At 67.2% G+C, this 18198-nt stretch carries 16 protein-coding genes and 2 pseudogenes; 14 read left to right on the top strand and 4 right to left on the bottom strand.

Going from position 1 to position 18198, the window contains the following annotated elements; all coding sequences use genetic code 11:
* Positions 1 to 418: 418 nt before the first annotated feature.
* Positions 419 to 1093: pseudogene (locus ACWGIG_RS06415) on the top strand (transposase family protein); the annotation flags it as partial.
* 66 nt (positions 1094 to 1159) lie between these two features.
* On the opposite strand, the gene ACWGIG_RS06410 reads toward ACWGIG_RS06415, so the two are convergent.
* Entirely contained in the window at positions 1160 to 1699 is a 540-nt protein-coding gene (locus ACWGIG_RS06410) for an SMI1/KNR4 family protein (RefSeq protein WP_453320414.1), read from the bottom strand.
* A 299-nt stretch (positions 1700 to 1998) separates the two neighbouring features.
* Between ACWGIG_RS06410 and ACWGIG_RS06405 the strand changes: the two genes are divergently transcribed.
* From ACWGIG_RS06405 to ACWGIG_RS06395, 3 genes are all read left to right on the top strand, one after another.
* A complete protein-coding gene (locus tag ACWGIG_RS06405; RefSeq protein ID WP_453320383.1) occupies positions 1999 to 2514 on the top strand; it encodes a hypothetical protein in 516 nt (171 codons plus the stop codon).
* A 579-nt stretch (positions 2515 to 3093) separates the two neighbouring features.
* Positions 3094 to 3378 (top strand): hypothetical protein, encoded by a 285-nt coding sequence (locus ACWGIG_RS06400; RefSeq protein ID WP_453320382.1) that lies wholly within the window; start codon positions 3094 to 3096, stop codon positions 3376 to 3378.
* A complete protein-coding gene (locus ACWGIG_RS06395; RefSeq protein WP_453320381.1) occupies positions 3375 to 7223 on the top strand; it encodes an nSTAND1 domain-containing NTPase in 3849 nt (1282 codons plus the stop codon). Before ACWGIG_RS06400 ends, ACWGIG_RS06395 begins: the two co-directional genes overlap by 4 nt.
* Before the next feature lie 226 nt (positions 7224 to 7449).
* Here the strand turns inward: ACWGIG_RS06395 and ACWGIG_RS06390 are convergent, their stop codons facing one another.
* On the bottom strand, positions 7450 to 8484 hold the full coding sequence (locus ACWGIG_RS06390) for a proline racemase family protein (RefSeq protein ID WP_453320380.1): 1035 nt from the start codon (positions 8482 to 8484) through the stop codon (positions 7450 to 7452).
* 174 nt (positions 8485 to 8658) lie between these two features.
* The gene (locus ACWGIG_RS06385) at positions 8659 to 9345 is read right to left on the bottom strand and encodes a GntR family transcriptional regulator (protein WP_453320379.1); all 687 of its coding nucleotides are present in this window, start codon (positions 9343 to 9345) and stop codon (positions 8659 to 8661) included.
* Between the two features lie 143 nt (positions 9346 to 9488).
* On the opposite strand from ACWGIG_RS06385, the gene ACWGIG_RS06380 reads away from it, so the two are divergent.
* The 6 genes from ACWGIG_RS06380 (at position 9489) to ACWGIG_RS06355 (ending at position 15353) form a co-directional block, all read left to right on the top strand.
* Positions 9489 to 10409, top strand: coding sequence for an ornithine cyclodeaminase family protein (locus tag ACWGIG_RS06380; RefSeq protein WP_453320378.1), 921 nt, complete (start codon positions 9489 to 9491; stop codon positions 10407 to 10409).
* Positions 10410 to 10765: 356 nt separating this feature from the next.
* Positions 10766 to 11359 carry a hypothetical protein gene (locus ACWGIG_RS06375; RefSeq protein WP_453320377.1) on the top strand — a complete coding sequence of 198 codons (594 nt, stop codon included), beginning with the start codon at positions 10766 to 10768 and terminating at the stop codon, positions 11357 to 11359.
* Positions 11356 to 12006 carry a hypothetical protein gene (locus tag ACWGIG_RS06370; RefSeq protein WP_453320376.1) on the top strand — a complete coding sequence of 217 codons (651 nt, stop codon included), beginning with the start codon at positions 11356 to 11358 and terminating at the stop codon, positions 12004 to 12006. Before ACWGIG_RS06375 ends, ACWGIG_RS06370 begins: the two co-directional genes overlap by 4 nt.
* On the top strand, positions 12006 to 13754 hold the full coding sequence (locus ACWGIG_RS06365) for a putative T7SS-secreted protein (protein WP_453320375.1): 1749 nt from the start codon (positions 12006 to 12008) through the stop codon (positions 13752 to 13754). The genes ACWGIG_RS06370 and ACWGIG_RS06365 overlap by 1 nt, the downstream gene beginning before the upstream one ends.
* Positions 13755 to 14051 (top strand): YrhB domain-containing protein, encoded by a 297-nt coding sequence (locus tag ACWGIG_RS06360; protein WP_453320374.1) that lies wholly within the window; start codon positions 13755 to 13757, stop codon positions 14049 to 14051.
* Between the two features lie 12 nt (positions 14052 to 14063).
* A complete protein-coding gene (locus tag ACWGIG_RS06355) occupies positions 14064 to 15353 on the top strand; it encodes a YrhB domain-containing protein (protein ID WP_453320373.1) in 1290 nt (429 codons plus the stop codon).
* Positions 15354 to 15367: 14 nt separating this feature from the next.
* Here ACWGIG_RS06355 and ACWGIG_RS06350 read toward each other — a convergent pair.
* Positions 15368 to 16106: pseudogene (locus tag ACWGIG_RS06350) on the bottom strand (ISAzo13-like element transposase-related protein); the annotation flags it as partial.
* Here ACWGIG_RS06350 and ACWGIG_RS06345 point away from each other — a divergent pair.
* From ACWGIG_RS06345 to ACWGIG_RS06330, 4 genes are all read left to right on the top strand, one after another.
* Positions 15999 to 16289, top strand: coding sequence for a serine protease inhibitor (locus ACWGIG_RS06345; RefSeq protein WP_453320372.1), 291 nt, complete (start codon positions 15999 to 16001; stop codon positions 16287 to 16289). The pseudogene ACWGIG_RS06350 and the gene ACWGIG_RS06345 overlap by 108 nt on opposite strands.
* A 573-nt stretch (positions 16290 to 16862) precedes the next feature.
* Complete coding sequence (locus ACWGIG_RS06340; RefSeq protein WP_453320371.1) at positions 16863 to 17087, top strand: hypothetical protein; 225 nt, start codon at positions 16863 to 16865, stop codon at positions 17085 to 17087.
* A 113-nt stretch (positions 17088 to 17200) separates the two neighbouring features.
* Positions 17201 to 17536, top strand: a complete 336-nt coding sequence (locus ACWGIG_RS06335) for a hypothetical protein (protein WP_453320370.1) — start codon at positions 17201 to 17203, stop codon at positions 17534 to 17536.
* Positions 17537 to 17817: 281 nt separating this feature from the next.
* Positions 17818 to 18165 (top strand): hypothetical protein, encoded by a 348-nt coding sequence (locus ACWGIG_RS06330; RefSeq protein ID WP_453320369.1) that lies wholly within the window; start codon positions 17818 to 17820, stop codon positions 18163 to 18165.
* Positions 18166 to 18198: the final 33 nt, after the last annotated feature.

Raw genomic sequence — 18198 nt, 5'->3', positions numbered from 1 at the left:
AGCTGACGGCGCGGAGTTTCAGGACGGCTTCGACGCCGTCGAGGCCCCAGCGGGCTCCGCTGATATCGAGGCGGTCGGTGATCAGATGCCGGCCAGCTCCCTCGATGATCCCGTTGGCGATCGGCCATCCGGCCTCAAGGGCCTGGGCATACCGCAGAAACTCGGCCTTGGCGCGAAGATAGCCGACGCAGACATCGACGCCGCGACGGTGCTCGCCGCTCAACTCAGCCTGGTCGGCCTGGACCTGGATGGCGTCGGCGACCTGGACGGCGTCGCCGTGGAGGACAGCGAGGGCATGAGCGGCGACCCAGGCCTCTGCACTCTGGTCACCCTTGGCATGTAAGCACCGACTGGCGGACCAGAGGTACTCAAGGACATGCACGATGTCAATGAGCTCTTTCAGAGTGGCCACTGATCGGGTGACCGACGCTGCAAGCTCCCGCCCCACCAGCGCGCCCTCGTCGGCCTGGTCTACCTTCGCCGGCACGACACGCTCACGCAGATCACCGCCGGCTTCGGCATATACGTCGTGGCCGCCCACGCCTACGTCACGGCCGTCGTCGATCACCTGTCCCGCCGGGCACCCGGTCTGCTGCGGGTCCTGCGCGAGACGGATCCTGATCACGTCCTACTCGACGGGACGCTCGCCGGGTGCGAACGCGTCGGCGACAGCCGGGCCGACTTCTCCCAGAAGCACCGCCGCCACGGCGTGAACGCGCAGGTCGTGGCCGATCCCACCGGCAAGCTGCTGTGTGGATCTCACCCGCGCTGCCCGGCCGCACCCACGACCTGACCGCGGCCCGCACCCACCGCATCATCCGGATCTGCGAACGCCAGGGCGTTCCCATGCTCGCCGACCGCGCCCACATCGGGGCCGGCCCCTGGGTGACCACGCCCATCAGACGGCTTCCCGGCCAGGACCTCACCACAACCCAACAGACAATCAACCGAGCCCTGTCAGTGGCACGAGCACCGGTCGAACGAATGCATCGCGCGACGCAAGTCCTGGCAGATCCTCCGCCGGGCCCGCTGCATCCCCAACCGGATGACCGTCATCGCCGCAGCCATCCTCACCCTGGAAAGTCAACGCTGATGAATCTCATTGCCGCTCCAGGGTGAGGACGGATTGGCAAGGGCCGTCATCCAGTTGGGAGCCGTCTCACGACCAGACAAGTCGACCTTCGGTGAACCGACAGACCGGGGACCTTCCATCGGCGATCCTGGTCAGCGTCTCCGCCACGGAGTCGAAGTACTGGGCCATCGATTCGTACTCGCCCGTGACCGTGGGGTCACCCACGAACCAGCTGCCGATGTGCCCGTCCCGCATATCGATGAACTTTCCCGTCCAGCCGTCCTGGTCCGACAGGAACGGGATCCACTCGTTACGCCAGAACGGGTAGTCCGGCTGGTCCGGAGGGTCGAATCCGCAGGACGCGGAGCGGTTCGCGTAGAGCTTCTCCATCGCCCGGATGCCCAGAAAGAAGCTTCCCTCGTCGGGGAACCTGTCGAAGCCGCAGCATGCCACTTCGTCGTCGACGTCTCCCTCTGGCAGATCCAGATTGTTCTGCAACAGCCACGTCCGCAGGTCCGCATGCAGGGAGACACCCATCCGTTCCTCGGCTGCCGCGAGCATCTGCTCCGTAGCGGGCCCTGGCAGATCTGCGTGATCGGCCGGCGCGTGCTCCCGAAGAAGACTCATCACACGCGACCAGCTCTCCGTCACACTCATCGCCCTCTGCCCTCTGTCCTCTCTACGGGGATGTCTCCGTCCGACTACGCCACTGTGGAGGTTGGGAAGTCCCGGCCGGAGAGCCTTGCGGGGATGGTACTTCGAGCGTGTGTTCCATCCCTCTCCACGATCAACTTCCGCCCCGAGGCGCAGGGTCGGCCCCTCAGCGAAGTGACCGCCCGCGACTTCTCACAGACAACCCACTGTGCCCGGCGGGCCCAGCCGAGGAGCTTCCAGGACTCAAACGAGGGCCACGGCATCACCCTGGGGTGGCGAAGCTGAAAACGCTCAATGACGATATGCACGTCGATGCTGCGCAGGCGGGCTTCGGCCTGGATCAGCTTGAGTTGATGCCGAGCTCCGTCGACCAGGACCACCCAGCACCGGTGGTGGCCCGGGGCACGGACCTCGGCATGTTCGAAGACCCGCCGCACGACATGCTCGGCGTCGTGTTGGACCGATCCGCACAGCCACTTGGCCTGAGCGACCGGTCCGGGCCGCGGGATGTAGTCTCCCGTCCGGCTGCCGGGCGGGGCGATCACGTCATGAGGGCGGCGCGAGGCCGGCTCGGCGCTCGGCGTCAGAGACCGCACCGAGAGTGGCCATGCGTTTTCGGGCGGTTTCGCCGCGGTGGCCAGGCGGGTGCGGAAGGTGTGCTGCCGCTTGCCGACGGCCTGCCGGGGGCCTCCCGCAACGCCTCGGGCCTCATCACGATCCCCTTGCCGTCGATGGAGAGCACCAACACCGTGGTGGCGGTGCACGGCTCGATGACCCGAGTGTCGTAGAAGGACTCGATTTCCTGCGCGGCGCCGACGAGCAGCCCGGCGAGCCGGCGCTTGCCGGCACCAGGCCGCACCGACGGACAATCGCCTCCCGCACCGTGTCGTAGGAGACGTTGCCCGCCTCACGGACCGCCAGGCGGGCAAGTCCGTGCGAGCGAGAAGTGGGTCATGGGCTTCGCCTCACCACACAATCTCCAGCGCTACCGGATCACCGGTTGGTTCAACGCGGAAGCATGAAGCCCAACCGGTGCACGGCGCGGTTGCGGGGTATGTCGAACAGCCCCTGCCGCAGCGGAGGTTGATCGGCTGGGGCGTACAGAGGTGCGGTTTGAGGATGGCCCGTTCTGCCGTTGGCAAAGACTTCGCTACAGAGAGAACGCTTGGAGTCGGTGGGCACATCTCGCGGACCTACTGTGGATTCTCGAATACCCAGAGTGATGAGGGACTGCGATGGATCCAATCGCCGCAGCTGCGGGGGCGGCTCTGGTGGGTGCCATGGCTACGGACGCATGGGAGCACGTCCGCACGGCCGTCCTGGCATGGTGCCGGGGAGGCCCCGGCGAACAAGTAGAGGGGGTGAGCGTGGAACTCGCAGAGACTCGTTCCCAGGTTCTGGCAGCGAGGGAAGCGGAGGACGCTGACACGGAACGGGCTCTGGCAGCGGTCTGGCAACTTCGGCTACAGCAGTACCTGCATGCAAATCCCTCCCAAGCAGGTGAGTTGGAACGACTGCTGGAACAGCACCTCACTCCTGCCCTGCCCATCGATGAAGCGTCCCGTATCGGATCACTGACGCTGAAGGCGAAAGCATCCGGTAGCGGGCGGGTGTACCAAGCTGGACGCGACCTGCACAACACCGAACGGTGAACCCCGGCGAAGAGCCTGAAGACCAGGAGCACGTCCACCTTCAGGGACAGGCCTTTGATCAAGCACGGATTTTCCAGGCCCGCAACGACCTGATCGTCGCGGAGCGTGACCTGCACTTTCACTACGTTTCCGGTGTCCGCAAGGTGCGCCGTGCAGAGGCTGAGGCCGAATCCCAGGAGTGCCCGTATCCCGGTTTGGCCGAATTTCGCATCGAACAGTCCCGGTGGTTCTTCGGGCGTGATGAGCTCGTTGCTGACCTGATGGTCGGCTTGAGCGCCCGGTTGTGGGACGGTGGTCCACTGGCGGTGGTCGCCCCCTCAGGTACAGGTAAGTCTTCTCTCCTCAGGGCGGGCTTGCTGCCCGCGGTGAGACGTGGCGCCCTGGGCCCTTCAGGATCGGCCCAGTGGCCATGCCTGCTGCTTACCCCGACGACCGACCCACTGCAGGCCTTGGCCACACAGCTTGCGAAGGCAATCGGCGTCGGAGCCGAGCGTGCAGCTGAGGCGCTCTCAGCTGACCCGAGCGCATGGGTCGCACTTGCGCGCGAGGCTCTACGTGAGCGAGCGAGGGACACCGACGCAACGGAGCAACGTCTCCTTGTGATTGTCGATCAGTTCGAGGAGCTGTTTACCCACTGCGCGAACGAGCAAGAACGGTGCAGATTCATACGCTCACTCTCGGCACTGGCTGCACCAACTGCAGACGGAGAAGCGCCGGTCGCGCTGGTTGTGTACGGTCTGCGGTCAGACTTCTATACCCAGTGCGTCAAATATCCCGAACTGCGGGCGTCCCTACAGAGTGACCAGTTCCTCATCGGGCCTCTGTCGGAGGTCGGATTACGGGAGGCAGTCGAGTTCCCGGCCCAGGACATGGGCCTGGAAGTCGAACCAGGGCTCATAGAGCTGCTGCTGCGCGACCTAGGCGCCCCTGCGCAACGCAGCTGGTCCGAAGACTCTGCAGGCTCAGGAAGGTACGAAGCCGGACGACTCCCGCTCCTAGCACACGCACTCCGGGCCACTTGGCAGCAGAAGCACGGCAACGTCCTCACCGTGGAGGGCTACAAGGCAACGGGCGGCATCGATCATGCCATTACTGCCTCTGCTGAGAGATGCTTCAACAAACTGGACTCTTCCGGGAAGCGCGCAGCACAAGAAATCTTCTTGCGTCTGGTCAAGATCGGTGACGGTGTCGCCGACACCAGGCGGCGCGTCTCCCATCCCGACCTGTTAAAAGCGAATGAGGATCCGACTGCGGCTGCGGCCGTCATAAAAACGTTTACCGAAGGTCGGCTACTAGTTCAGGGGCAGCATTCCGTTGAGATCACTCACGAAGCCCTCCTGCGGACCTGGCCCCGCCTACGGCAGTGGATCGATAATGATCGTGCTGGAAACATCATCCGGCAGAAGCTTGAGGAGGCCGCCGCCGAATGGGTCCTGAACAACGGCGAATCGAGCACGCTGTACCGAGGTAGCAAGCTGGAGGAAGTCCGCCCCTGGACCGCTTCTCCCCAGAGAGAGCGTCTCAGCATCGATGCGTCCATTTTTCTCACCACCTCAGTGCAGCACCAGAAACGTGGCGCACGGCTGCGGCGCACCGCAATAGCAGCCCTCTCTGCTCTGGCCCTGATCGCTTCGGTCACTGCCGTCGTTGCCGTACAGCAGCGCACCACAGCGCAGAGGCAACGCGACACTGCAATGTCTCAGCAAATTACAGTGGAAGCCAACAGGCTCCGCCCGTTCCATACTTCACTTGCATCACTACTCGATATAGGCGCTTATCGGAAGCATCGCGATGAGAACCTCCGGACGCAACTCATCACTGACGCGAACGGCCCCCTGTCAACACCACTGACAGGTCACACTGAAGGTGTCCTGTCAGTTTCCTTCAGCCCAAAGGCACCCATCCTTGCCAGCTCCTCATTCGACAAAACAGTGCGATTGTGGAGCACCGTCGACCCGCATCACGCAAAGCCACTTGGCTCACCCATGACCGGCCACACGGACATCATTACGTCAGTATCTTTCAGCGTCGACGGGCAAATCCTCGCCTCTGCCGGAAGCAACCAGTTACGATTGTGGAACCTGGCCGATCCCATTCCCCCTAAACCACTTGCTCAAATTGTAGGCGAACAGACCGGTTATCCGAATACGGTGGCATTCAGTCCTGACGGGCACACCTTGGCCACCGGCGGTGACGATGAGACAGTCAGGCTCTGGAGCCTGGAGAATCCGTCCCGTCCCAAAGAGCTCTCCTCACCCCTGACCGGACACACCGACGCGATCAGTTCTGTGGCGTTCAGCCCGGACGGGCGCACCCTCGCCAGCGCAGGGATCGACAAGACGGTGAGGCTGTGGGACTTGACCGAACCGACCAGCCCCAGACAGCTCGCTTCACCCTTGGCCAACACGGAACCTGTCCAGTCGGTGGCGTTCAGCCCAGCCGGCAGCGTCCTCGCCAGCGCCGGAGAGGACAAGTTGGTGAGGCTATGGGACTTGAGTGACCTCGACCATCCCGAACAACTCGCTCCGGCCTTGACCGGACACACCAAATCGGTGGACACGGTGGCGTTCAGCCCGGACGGGAGTGTCCTCGCCAGCTCCGGAGCAGACCAGACAATGCGACTGTGGAACATGACCAATCCCAGGCATCCAGAGGCCTTGGGGCAGCCGGTCATTGGTCACACAGCTAGGGTCGCGGCCCTGGCATTTGGCCCAGACGGACGCACTCTCGCCAGCAGCGCCGGCCTCAACCGAGACGTACTCCTGTGGACCTTGCCCAACACAGTTCTGGCCGACCATGCCGGCGACGTCTTGTCCGTCGCGTTCAGCCCCGACGGGCACACTCTCGCCAGTGCAGGGATGGACCAGACAGTGCGCCTTCGAAGTCTTGCCGACCACCCAGAGTCAGCAAGACAAATATACGCCGCCCACCCGCAAGGTATCGGAAGGGTGAAGTACAGCCCCGACGGGCGCACACTCGCGAGCATCGGAAACGACGCCTCAGTCCAATTATGGGACATCACTGACCCAGATCATCCGACTGAGGCTGGCCCACTCCTGACACGACATGCCAAAGGGCTTAAGGCAATCGCGCTAAGTAGGGACCTGCGGGTATTGGCAGGTGCCACAAAGGATGGATCGGTTCATCTGTGGAGCCTTGCAGACCCAGCCCATCCTCAGTTTCTCGGTCAATCCGGAGCCGCCGCTGCGCCACCGCCGGGTCGCGCCTCCGTTGTCCTGCTCAAGGTAGTTTGGGGCCTGAGGTTCAGCCCCGACGGGCGCATGCTAGTGGGCATCGGTCCCGACCGGGCTATGCGACTGTGGAATACGGCTGATCCAGCCCACCCTAAGCCGCTGGGTAAACCAATAAACCACTCCAACGGCGTGGAAACGGTGGAATTCAGCCCGGATGGACGCACTCTTGCTAGCGTCGAAGCTACCGGCAAGCTGCGACTGTGGGACGTGCGCGATCCAGCACACTTAAAGGTGCTAAAACAAACGCATTCTTTCCATGGTGTGTATTCAGTAGCTTTCAGCCCCGACGGGCACACCCTCGCCAGCGCAGGGATCGACAGAACGGTACGGCTTTGGGATGTGATGGGTCGCAACAGCCCAGTACAAGTCGGCCGCGCTCTATTCGGACATACAGATAGTGTGTTCTCAGTGGCTTTTAGTCCGGACGGGCAAACCCTTGCTAGCGCCGGGCTCGACAAGACAGTCCACCTGTGGAAACTGGACGCCGAGAATGCCGTGGAGCGCATTTGTCGAAATACGGAAAGATCACTCAACGCTGAGATATGGAAACAGTATGTAGCGGAAATTCCTTTTAAGGACCCCTGCTCCTGATCTTGTAGCGGCTCCGGCGTGGGGTGGCGGCGAGGAGGGCGAGGGTGCTGGTCCTGCCGGTGCCTGCGCCGGCCTGGGCGGTCGGGGGGTGACCCTGGCGGAAGGCGTCGAGAGCGGCGGCTTGTTCGTCGGCGGGCTCAGCACTGGGGGCTCCAGGAGCGGGAGAGGGATCAGCCCTGAACGAGGCTTCTCAGACACCCGCCGGCCGGGACGGAGGACAGGGGTCTCAGCGCAGGACGAAGCCCGTGCCGAGGTCGTCGTCAGGGTCCAGCTCGAAGCGGTGTTCGCCGGTGCGGTACGCCGTCCCGGTGACCTCCGGGACGACGGCCCGGTGGCCGTCGGCGATCAGCTCCTCGGTGATGCGCGCGGTGAAACGGCTGCCGACGATCGAGTCGTGGACGAGGGTCCGGCCCAGCTTGAGGGCGCCCGTCGCCGCCAGGACGGCGACCCGCGAGCAGGTGCCGGAGCCGCACGGCGAGCGGTCGACCTGGCCGTCCGCGAAGACGGTGACGTTGCGCTGGTGGGGATTGCCGTCGGCGTCGGTGCCGAGGTCGTCGAAGAGGATGGTGCCGTAGATGCCGCTGAGGCGGTCGTCGACGGGGTGGCGGGCGTGCTCGGTTGTGTTGAGCGCCCGCTTCACCTCCCGCCCGATCGCGATCAGGTCGGTGTAGTGCTCGGGCGTGACGGCCAGACCGACGGCAGAAGCGTCGAGATGGGCGTAGATCGCGCCGCCGTAGGCGATGTCGACGAAGACGTCGCCGCGCGAGGTGGCGACGGCGACCTGGTCGGCCAGGCGGTAGCCGGGCACGTTGACGAAGTCGATGCCGGTGATCTTCCCGCTGTCGCCCTCGGTACGTACGTGCAGGGTGACGCGGCCGGACGGGACGTCGATGACGACCGTGGTGGTGCCCGAGGGGTCGCGCTCCACCCGGCCGGTCTGTACGGCCCAGGCCGCGAGCGCGATCGAGCCGTGGCCGCAGGCGGTGGAGAAGCCGTCCTTGTGCCAGAACAGCACCCCGAAGTGGGCGCCCTCGTCATCGGGCGGGGTGAGGAACCCGCCGTACATGTCGGCATGCCCGCGCGGCTCGGAGCACAGCAGCTCGCGCAGGTGGTCGACCTCCGGGTCGGCGATGGCGAAGACGCGCCGCTCGGCGACGGTGGCGCCCTCGATGGCGACCGGCGGCTCGCTGACGATACGGAAGGGCTCGCCGCCCGTGTGGTAGTCGACGGTATTGATCGTCAGGGTCTGCCGCCTGGCCATGATGAGCGTCTCCTCGCGCAGCGGTCGTGCCCGCGCGAACCCGCACGGCACTCGTGAAATTCGGACTCTCGTCATCCGCAGGGTTAGGTGTAATACATTACCCAGTACTGGTCAACGGCGTGGTGGCGGAGCGTGGTTGAGTGACGGGCGTGGTCAGGAAAGCGACGGGCGTGGTCAGGAAGCGGACTCGCTGCGCCCGGCCCAGGCGCCACGGCTGTGGGCGAGGTGGCCACGCATCAGTTCCACCGCGCGCTCCGCCTCCCCCGCCTCGATCGCGTCCACCAGCGTGATGTGCTCCTCGCCGGACTGGGTCAACTCACCCTGGGCCGCGAGTTTCCGCAGCCCCCGCATCCGGGCCTGGTCGCGCAGCTGGGCCACCATCGCCACCAGGCGGCCGTTACCCAGGAGTTCCAGCAGACCGAGGTGGAACTGCCGGTCCTTGTCCAGGAAAGTGGCCAGGTCGCCCTTCCTGGCGGCGTCGGTGATCTCCTCGGCAAGGCGCCGGAACTCCGCTACCGGAGCCCCGTCCAGGATCCGTACGACATCCGCCATCGCCGGCGCCTCCAGCAGCGTACGGATGCGGAAGATCTCGTCCAGGTCGTGCTCGCTCAGCACCGGCACCCGGAAGCCCCGGTTGCGGATGACCTCGACCATCCCCTGGTTCGCCAGATCCATCACGGCCTCGCGCACGGGCGTGATGGACACCCCGAGTTCCTCGGCGACGCTGATCACGCTGCGTACCTCGCCCGGCTCGATCTGTCCGAGGACGATCCGGGTGCGCAGCTCCTCGCGGGCCTGTTCACGCAGGCTCACTGACTTCAGACGGGTGGAGGGTCCGGCGGCGGGGCGGGAGGCTGTCACCGCTCATACATAACACGGAACCTCCGGCCGCCGGCCTGCCGGATTTGAGTAAGGTGTTATACCTTACTGACCGTCACGGTCGCGAAGCCCGCCCCGCGCTGAGCGCGACAGCCTGCGAACCCACCACACCCTGCGGAGTCGCCATGCAGTTCATCACCCTCTCTCCCCAGGAGATCCGCGAAGCCGTCTCCATGCGGGCGGCCATCGACGCGGTGCGCAGCGGATTCATCGATCTGGCCGCGGGCGAGTTCGAGATGCCCACCCGCACCGCCATGCGGGACGGACAGTTCCTCGTGATGAACGCCCACCACCGGGCCACCGCCTCCGCCATGATCAAGACGCTGAGCCTGAACTTCGACCGGACGCCCGCCATCGCCGGCACGGTGGTGTGGACCGAGACCGGCCGCACCGACACGCTGATCGCCGACGCCGGAACCGTCACCACCCTGCGCACCGGCGCCGCCGTCGGCGTCGCCACCGACCTCCTCGCGCCCGCCGACGCGAGCCGCCTGACGCTCATCGGCGCGGGCGCGCAGGCCCCCGACCAGGTCCGCGCCGTCCACGCCGTGCGCCCGCTGCGCGAACTGACCGTGGTGGACACCGACCCCCGCCGTGCCGACGCCCTCGCGCAGAGACTTGCCCCCGAACTGACCGGAACGCGGATCCGTACGGCCACTGATCCCGAGTCCGCGGTCGGCGACGCGGAGGTCGTCTGCTGCGCCACCCCGGCGACCAGCCCGCTCTTCACCGCACGGGCCCTGCCCGCCCGGGTTCACGTCAATGCCATCGGCGCGTTCCGTCCCACCATGCGCGAACTGCCCGACGAACTCCTCGCCGACAGCACCGTGATCGTCGATGAGCGCGAGGCGGTCCTTGAGGAGTCCGGCGAGATCCTGCATGCGCTCAAGGCCGGGGTCCTCACCGTGGACGACCTCACCGAACTCGGCGCCGCCCTGACCGCCGCCGAGCCGCCGCGCGGCAAGCGCACCGTCTTCAAGACCGTCGGTGTCGCCATGCAGGACTGGGCCATCGCCCGCCTGCTGGCGGACAGGTTCCTGCCCTGACCGGGCGGCCGGGCCGACCAGCCGGCCGGGGCGGAGCGAGGGCGAGTGCGCGCCACGGCTCCCCTACATCCGCGTCGCTGCCGACCGCCGTCGCCCGGCCCCCGCCGTCACGGGTGGCAGTCTGCACCCGTCCACCGACAGACGGCCCGAGGAGTGTCCGGAGTCGAGTGTCCGGCATCCCGAATCACATCAAATCGAATTGATGATCGGGGTGGGGGTCGCGTCCGAACAGGGTGATGAGAAAGTGGCCCCCGTGCAGATCGCCAAGAGGCGGGTGTGCAGATCTCTGACGTGATACGGAACGGGGGGACGGGGTGGGCCCGGAAGCAACGGGCGAGCCGGTACGCCGGTCCAAATTGGCCGAATACGCGGAGATGGTCCAGCCGGTGGAGCCCGGCAGGCCGGCCGCAGAGGCCAACAAGTCCAAAATAGCCAGATACACGGAGATGGCTGCCCGGCCGGTGGCCGGAGAGCAGCAGGTTGCGCAGGCGTCCGACGATCCCCGGGCGGCCGACACCGCAGACGCGTCCGAGGCCGCCGAGGCGGAGGCCCGACAGCAGGCCTTCGCCGAGCTGTTGGCGGAGTTCCGGCAGACGCCGGTCCTGGTGCCGCTGGGCACGGAACCCGGCCCGGGCGGTGAACGCGGCCTGCTGACCGCGGACTTCGGCGGTCTGCGGTTCCTGCTGGCGTTCTCCGACGAGCGGGCCCTGGCCCGCTATGCGCAGGCCCGTGACGCCTACCGCCAGGAGTGGACCTACCAGAGGGTCCTGGGCGCGAAATTGCTGGACATCGCGGTACCGGCGGCCGGTGTGCCCTGCGGGGTGGCGCTCGACTGCGCGGACGGTCCGGACGGAATGGTCTTCCCGCCGGTGGTGGGCGTCGTACCGGACGAGGTGGCGGTCGACCGTGACGAGTACCGCCGTGACGAGTACGAGGGGAACATGGCGTGAGCGGCGGCGTGAACGAGAGTCTGAAGGCCGACGGCCTGGATCTCGTCAAAAAGGGGCTGACCGGGGCACTGGCCGAGCTGAAGGAGCTCGGGATGGTGGGCGCGGCCGGGGCAGGGCGCGGCTTCGGCGACATCGCCCTGTCCGGGCTCGACCTCGGCGACCAGGGGCTCACCGAGGAGTTCGGTTCGTTCTGCGAGCGCTGGGAGTGGGGAGTGCGCTCGCTGGTCAACGAGGGCAACTCGTTCGCGCAGAAGGTCGGGCTGTCCGCCGGTACGTACTACGAGACCGAGCAGTACGTGGAGGGCACCTTCAAGGTCGTCGCGAACGCCGCGGTCGGCAACCCGTACGCCTCCGAGGAGGACGTCGTCAAGCAGGGCTGGGGCGACATCGCCAAGTCCGGTGCGTTCGGCGGCGCGGACTACAGCAAGGAGTCCTTCGACCAGGCCATGGCCAACAGCGCCCAGGGCTGGAAGGACGCCGGCCGTGACGTGATGACCTCGCAGACCATGGGCCCGATGGGGCTGGGCCCCCAGAACCTGCACGGCGCCATGGGCGTCACCGACGCACAGTACGACCGGATGCTCGACGACACCTTCGGCCCCTCGCCGGAGCAGCGTGCCAAGGCCGCCCCCGGGGGTGAGGGCTGATGGGAGTTCTCGGCGACCTCGGCAACGGTCTGAAGGACGTCGGCGGGGCCCTCAAGGACGGTGTCAACGACGGGCTCGGCAAGCTGGAGGAGGGCTTCGACGAGGGCAAGAAGCTCCTCGGCGAGGGCGTCGACTGGGGCACCGACAGGCTCGGCGACGGGCTGGACAAGGTCGGTCTGCACGATGCCGCCGACGCCGTCGAGGACTGGGGCGACGGGGTCGCCTCCGACCTCGGTGCCACCCCCGGCGAACAGCAGCTCGGCGAAACCGAGGACGCCGACGAACTCGTCCACGGCAACCCCACGAAGATCCGCAGGAGCGGCAAGCACCTCAAGGACTTCCACACGGCCTTCGAGAACGTCGGCCAGGGCATGAAGAAGGTCGACTCCAGCAACTGGCTGGGCAAGGGCGCCAACGCCTTCCGCGGCAAGTTCTCGATGCACCCCACCAAGTGGCTGCACGCCTCCGACGCCTGCGAGAAGGCGGCCGGCGCCCTGGACGCCTACGCGGGCACGGTCAAGTGGGCCCAGGACCAGGCCAAGGAAGCCATCGAGCTGTACAAGAAGGGCAAGAAGGCCTCCGAGCAAGCGGTGGAGGCGTACAACAAGAAGATCGACGCCTACAACGCGAAGATCAAGGCGGACCAGGACCCGGGACCGGTGCCGGAACCGTTCCAGGACCCCGGCAAGTCCGACATCCAGGCGGCCAGGGAGAAGCTGGGCAACGCCCGCAACCAGCGCAACACCGCGGCCTCCGAGGCCAGGGCCAAGGTCAAGGAGGCCCTCGCGCACGCCCCCGCCGAGCCCCCGCCCCTCGACCGGCTCGGCAACAACGTCGTCGACGGCTTCCAGGCGGTCAACACCGAACTCACCCACGTCGTCGGCGGCGCGCTCAAGGGCACCGCGGGCCTGGCCAACTTCGTACGCGGTCTCAACCCGACGGACCCTTACAACCTCACGCACCCGGCCGCGTACCTGCAGAACGTCAGCATGACGCTCTCCGGTCTCGTCTCCACCGCCGCCCACCCCGAACGCATCGTCACCGCCGCCGTCGACGGCTTCAAGAAGGACCCCTCCGAGTTCGTCGGCCGCCTCATCCCCGAACTCATCGGCACCAAGGGCGCGGGGCTCGCCCGCAGTGGCGCACGGCTCGGTGCCAAGCAGGGCATCGAGGCCGCCGCCTCCAACGCGGCCACCAAGGGGGCGAAGGCCGCCGACGAACTGGCGGGCGGCGCCCCGAAGGACTGGAGCGACCTGGCCCGGTCCACGGACCACGTCAAGGAAAAGGCCATCCACGCCGATTCCGTGGACCCGAAGAGGGCCAAGGAATTCGTCGACGAGCAGTACCCGTGGCTCAAGGACATCAACAACCGCTGGGAGGACGGCTACACCCAGAACTGCGCGCACACCACCATCACGGTGGACCGCCGGCTGGACGGCGTCGAAGTCAGCGCGGCACGGCGCGAGGGCCCCGGCCACCTGGACGTGGGGCAGCTCGGGGTCAAGGATCCGTCGACCGCCTGGCACAGGGCCGACAGTTACGATGACGTCATTCGCGATCTCCAGGCCAGAGGAGAGGGCGCGCGAAGCGCGGTCTTCATCGGACGCGGTGACTCCGGGCACTTCTTCAACGCGGTGAACACCCCGCACGGCGTCGCCTTCCTCGACGGGCAGAGCGGAGCACTGGGCACCCTGGAGAGAAACGTCAAGGAAATCATGCACGTCCCGTACAAGAATGGGGTTCCGTAAATGCTCAGCAGAGCCGAAGCGGTGGACGCTGCCGCCGTGCTTCTCCAGCGGGTCTATCCGGAGAAGGCAGGTTCCCTGGTCATGGTTCCGGAGCGGAGCGTCGACCACCCCTACGGCTGGGTGGTCCGCTTCGACTTCCAGGAGCACATCGACTCCGGGGACTGGCTGCAGTCACCGGTCACCAGCGTCGTCGTCGTTCCGCACGACGGGAGCAAGGCCCACTTCCCCCCCAGTGTGTTCCCGGTCGAGGACTACATGAGCCGGCGCGCCTCGGGCGACTGGCCGCCCAAGGAGTAACGAGCAACCGTGATGAGTCCTTCCCCGCGCGCAGCGGCCTGGCTGAACGAGACCTACCAGGGGCTGGTCGAGCTCCAGGTCCCCGAGCCCGTCCACGAGACTCCGGTGGGATGGCTGTTCGCCTGCCGCACCCTGCACCAGCCGGGGTACCCGCAGACGCCCATGCTCGCCGCGTCCGTCGTGGTGCCCAAGGACGGCAGCCGGCCCTTCCACCCGTCGCCGAGCGCCCCGCTCCAGGACCTCGCCCCCGCGGCGTCGCAGGACGAGGCCCTCGCCCGCGCGGCACACCAGCCGCGCCGCATCAACGCCCGCGGATGCCTCGTCACGCTGCACGCGATGATCGGCGGCGGCCCGTCGACACCCCTGCCGTGGCAGCCCTCCGACGAGGCACCCGGCTGGTGGAGCCGGCTGCGGCGGCGCTACTTCCCGGAGTTCGTACCCGTACCTGTGAGCAGCTGGGACGACGCGGTCAAGGCGATGGCCGAGACGGGGCCCGACACCCGAGGAGTGGTGTGGGTACGGCGTGAGGCCGGCGGCCACGAGATCACCGGGAACCTGCTCTACGCCCACAACAACAAGGGGCAGGTCGTCTTCCTCGACGGCCTGACCTCGTCACTGGCCCGGCTGGACACCGACCACGTGCGCGAACTGCTCCTCCTCCGCGCCGTACCGCAGCAGGACCGCGCGCCCTGGGAACGGGACGCGCTCGACTTCGAGGCGGCACGCGACAAGGCACGGCAGTGGCTGGACAGTGCGTACGGCGGTGAGGTCGAGCTGGTCGAGCCAGGACCCGGCGACGAGACGCAGCGCGGCTGGGTGTTCTCCTGCGACACCCGGCGGCATCTGCGCGAGGGGCTTTGGCAGGACGTCCCGCTGGACGCGACGGTCGTCGTGCCGAAGGAGCCGACGGCCCCGTTCCATCTGCCCAACTCCATGCCGTGGGCCTGGCTGGCTCACTGGGACCGGGGCGGCCAGGTGGGCACGGACGCCTTCCCGCTGCCGCCGGCGCCCGGCCGTGCGTACTGGTTCGAGCCGACGCTGAACGAGCTGGGCCCCGTGCTCGCCACGTCCGACCACCGGACCTGGCAGTCCGCGGTGACGGCAGCCGACACGCTCCCGCCGGGCGCGCGCTCCCTGCTTTGGGCCCGCCGCACGGACGGCCGGGGCCGCGAGGCGGTGGGCCTGCTGGTGACGGCGCTGACCACGGAATCGGGGGTGGTCCTCGTCGACGGCTCGTCGGACGAACCGTTCGTACCGGACGAAACGGGACTGCTGGCCCTGCACTTGATCCGGTACCGCTAAGGGCCTGACGGAAATTAACGTGCCGGTTTGATCTTTGTGGGGATGCTGTTGGTACGGCCGTGCTCGGCCAGGAGGGGCTGGACTTGGTGAATGGCCCTGGTGAGGTGCTGCCGTTGACTCCGAAGAGTTGAGCCAGCAGGTCTCGGGTGCCGATTTTGCGTCGGTGGAGCACGGTGGCCGGCACCCTGCTTGAGGTGGTCAGCTTGTCCTGGCCCCCTGCCCCACGAGCACGGACCCGCTCGTCTCCTCGCTGTTGGAACCGGGCTCGCTCACGCAACTCCGCAAGTGGCTGTGGCAGTTGGCCGATGAGCTCGTCCAGCGCAGGTTCGGGCATGCCGGTGAGTTCTGGGCTGCGCAGAGAGCCGGTGCAGGGCTGCGGGGAGGAAATGCTGGCCGGCGGCGGGCTCTGGACCGCGGCGGTCACGTCGGGTCGAGGCCGCAGGGTGTAGTTCCAGTCTCCGTGGAAGCGGTGCCTGTGACAGGCAGGGCGTCGATGTCGCTGTCGGTGATCTTGATGCCTGTGCCGTAGGTGCCGGGGTCGAGTTCGGCGTGAACAGTCAGCCCGGTGCGGGTGGGGGTCGCTGCGATGCTGTCGATGATGACGTCGCGGCTGGTCCGTGGGCGGCCACGCCGGTTCATGGAGATGTGGGAGAACAGCCGGTGCTCGATCTTGTTCCACTTCGAGGTGCCCGGCGGCATGCGGCAGACCATGATCTCAAGGCCGGTCTCGGCGGTCAGGGCGGCAAGAGCGAGTGGCCCGAACTCGTCGGCAAGAAGTCCGCCCATGCCAAGAGCGTCATCGAGCAGGAACGGCCCGACCTCACCGTCACGGTCATCCCCTACGGAGCAGCAGTCACCATGGACCTCCGCGAGGACCGCGTCCGCATCTTCGAGAACCAACGCCACCGCGTCTCACACACCCCCGTCATCGGCTGACACCCACTGAGCCCCCCGGCCGCCCTTCCTGGCCTGACCTCTTAGGGAGCGCCGAAACGAACCGCGGATCACCCGTGCCAGGGCGGCGCTGCAAGCACGGTAGAGGCGGCGCGGTACGGGCGTACGCCGTTATTCGCGGTGCACGTGCGCTTCGACGACGCAGCACGGGGGGGCTCCTCGGTCAGGGTAGAAGGAGATCCACTTCCTAGCGGGAGCACCACCTCGAAGCGTGCAGGTATACCGAGTTATGTGATGCATGATCCGATTTGACCCTTCGTCGAGGGCGCGCTCCAACGTGTCGGCACGCGCCGCTGGTCGGCCGGTTGTGTGAGGCGCGTGCACCGGTGCACTCGGGGGCCCGAGCGACTCTGCCCACCAGCCGCTGCGACACCCGGAGTTGAGGGCCCTGCTGGCGAAACGGGCATCTTCCGTTCGGGGCAGCGGAGACGTTTCTGCTGTTCAGGGAGACGGACGGAAGGGGGGAATGGAGTTCTGGCCCCGAACTTTCGAGGCCCCTGCCCCGGTTGGAGATGTCCGGTCATACTTCTTGTCATCGTTGTCGGGCTTTGGGCCTTGCTGTGCGGTCTGGCCACCAACCGGTATCTGCGGCTCCGGCTCATCGCCGAGGACGACGACGCGGGAATGGCCGTGAAAGAACTCGTCGGCCCTCTCCTGACCCTGACCGTGCTGCTGTTGGCGTTCGTGCTGGTCACCGCGAACGGCTCCTACGGCAAGGCCGCGGTCGCCTCCCGCGGCGAGGACCGCGCCTTGGACCAGCTGGTGGAGAGCGCCGAGTGAGCCCCCGCTGCCCAACGCACCAAGGTCCAGGCCGACGCCGTCTGTTGCGCCCGCGCGGTGTACACCCAGGATTGGCCCGCCATGGCCGACGGGGACAGTTCACCCGCCCCAGCGTGTGGTCGACCGACTTGCGCCGCGTCTTCCACGAGGTCGCGGGCAAACCGGTCTTCGGGATTGCTCGTCAGCGCCGACCACAAGCGCTCCGAGGAACGCGAAGAGCGCCAGACCCAGGGGACCGCGGGCAGATCGTCACTCTGTCGCTGATCACCGCCCTGCTGACCACCACGCTGTGCATCATCCGCCATGTCGACCGGCCCCTCGGCGGAATGATCAACGTCCACCCCACCGCGACCGAGGAGGCCGAACGCCAGGCCACCCGCGACTTCCTCGCCCACCACACCCCCCAGGAACTGCCCTGCGACACCCAGGGCAACCACCGCGACGTCTGACCGCACGCGGACCCCGGCGCCGCCGTCGGCAGCCGCGGTCAGACCGCGGGCACCGGCGCGGCTGCAGCAGTCCGAGGGCGACCGGCCCGCTCGCCGTGGCAGGGCGTTTCCGGCACGCGCCCGACGCTGTCCGGCGGCGCCACGTCAGCCCCGGATGCACTGGGACTCAGAGGGCTGAACGGGGTACAGCAGGCCGTCGTCCCCGGCCAGTTGCGGGCGCCGGCCGCGCCCATTGGACAGACTCAGGCTCTCCGTACACCCCTGTCCCAGGAGCCTTCCTCATGCGTCTTCGCCGTTCCGCCGCTGCCGCGCTCGGAGCCCTCACGCTCGCTCTGTCCCTCCCCGCCTCGGCCCAGGCCGCCGAGGGGCAGTTCCGGTACACCTACCTGACCGACGAAGGCTACGAGGCGGTCGGCTTCCTCAACAGCCCGCCCAGTGACCAGTGCATCAACCTCCACGGCGCCGACTCCAACGACCTGCCCCCCGCCCACTCACCGAAGAACCGCACCGATGCGACAGCGGTGGTCTTCGCCGAGGCCGACTGCCAGGGCGAGGCCTACTTCTCCCTGCGCCCCCGCACCGGAGGCGGCTCCGAACGCCTCACCGTGCGTTCAGTCGTCTTCTCCTGACGCACACCCCCGGGTACCGGACCCCACCGGGAG

The sequence above is a fragment of the Streptomyces sp. NPDC054863 genome (assembly GCF_053610825.1).
This window is presented reverse-complemented; position numbering and strand designations above follow the sequence as displayed.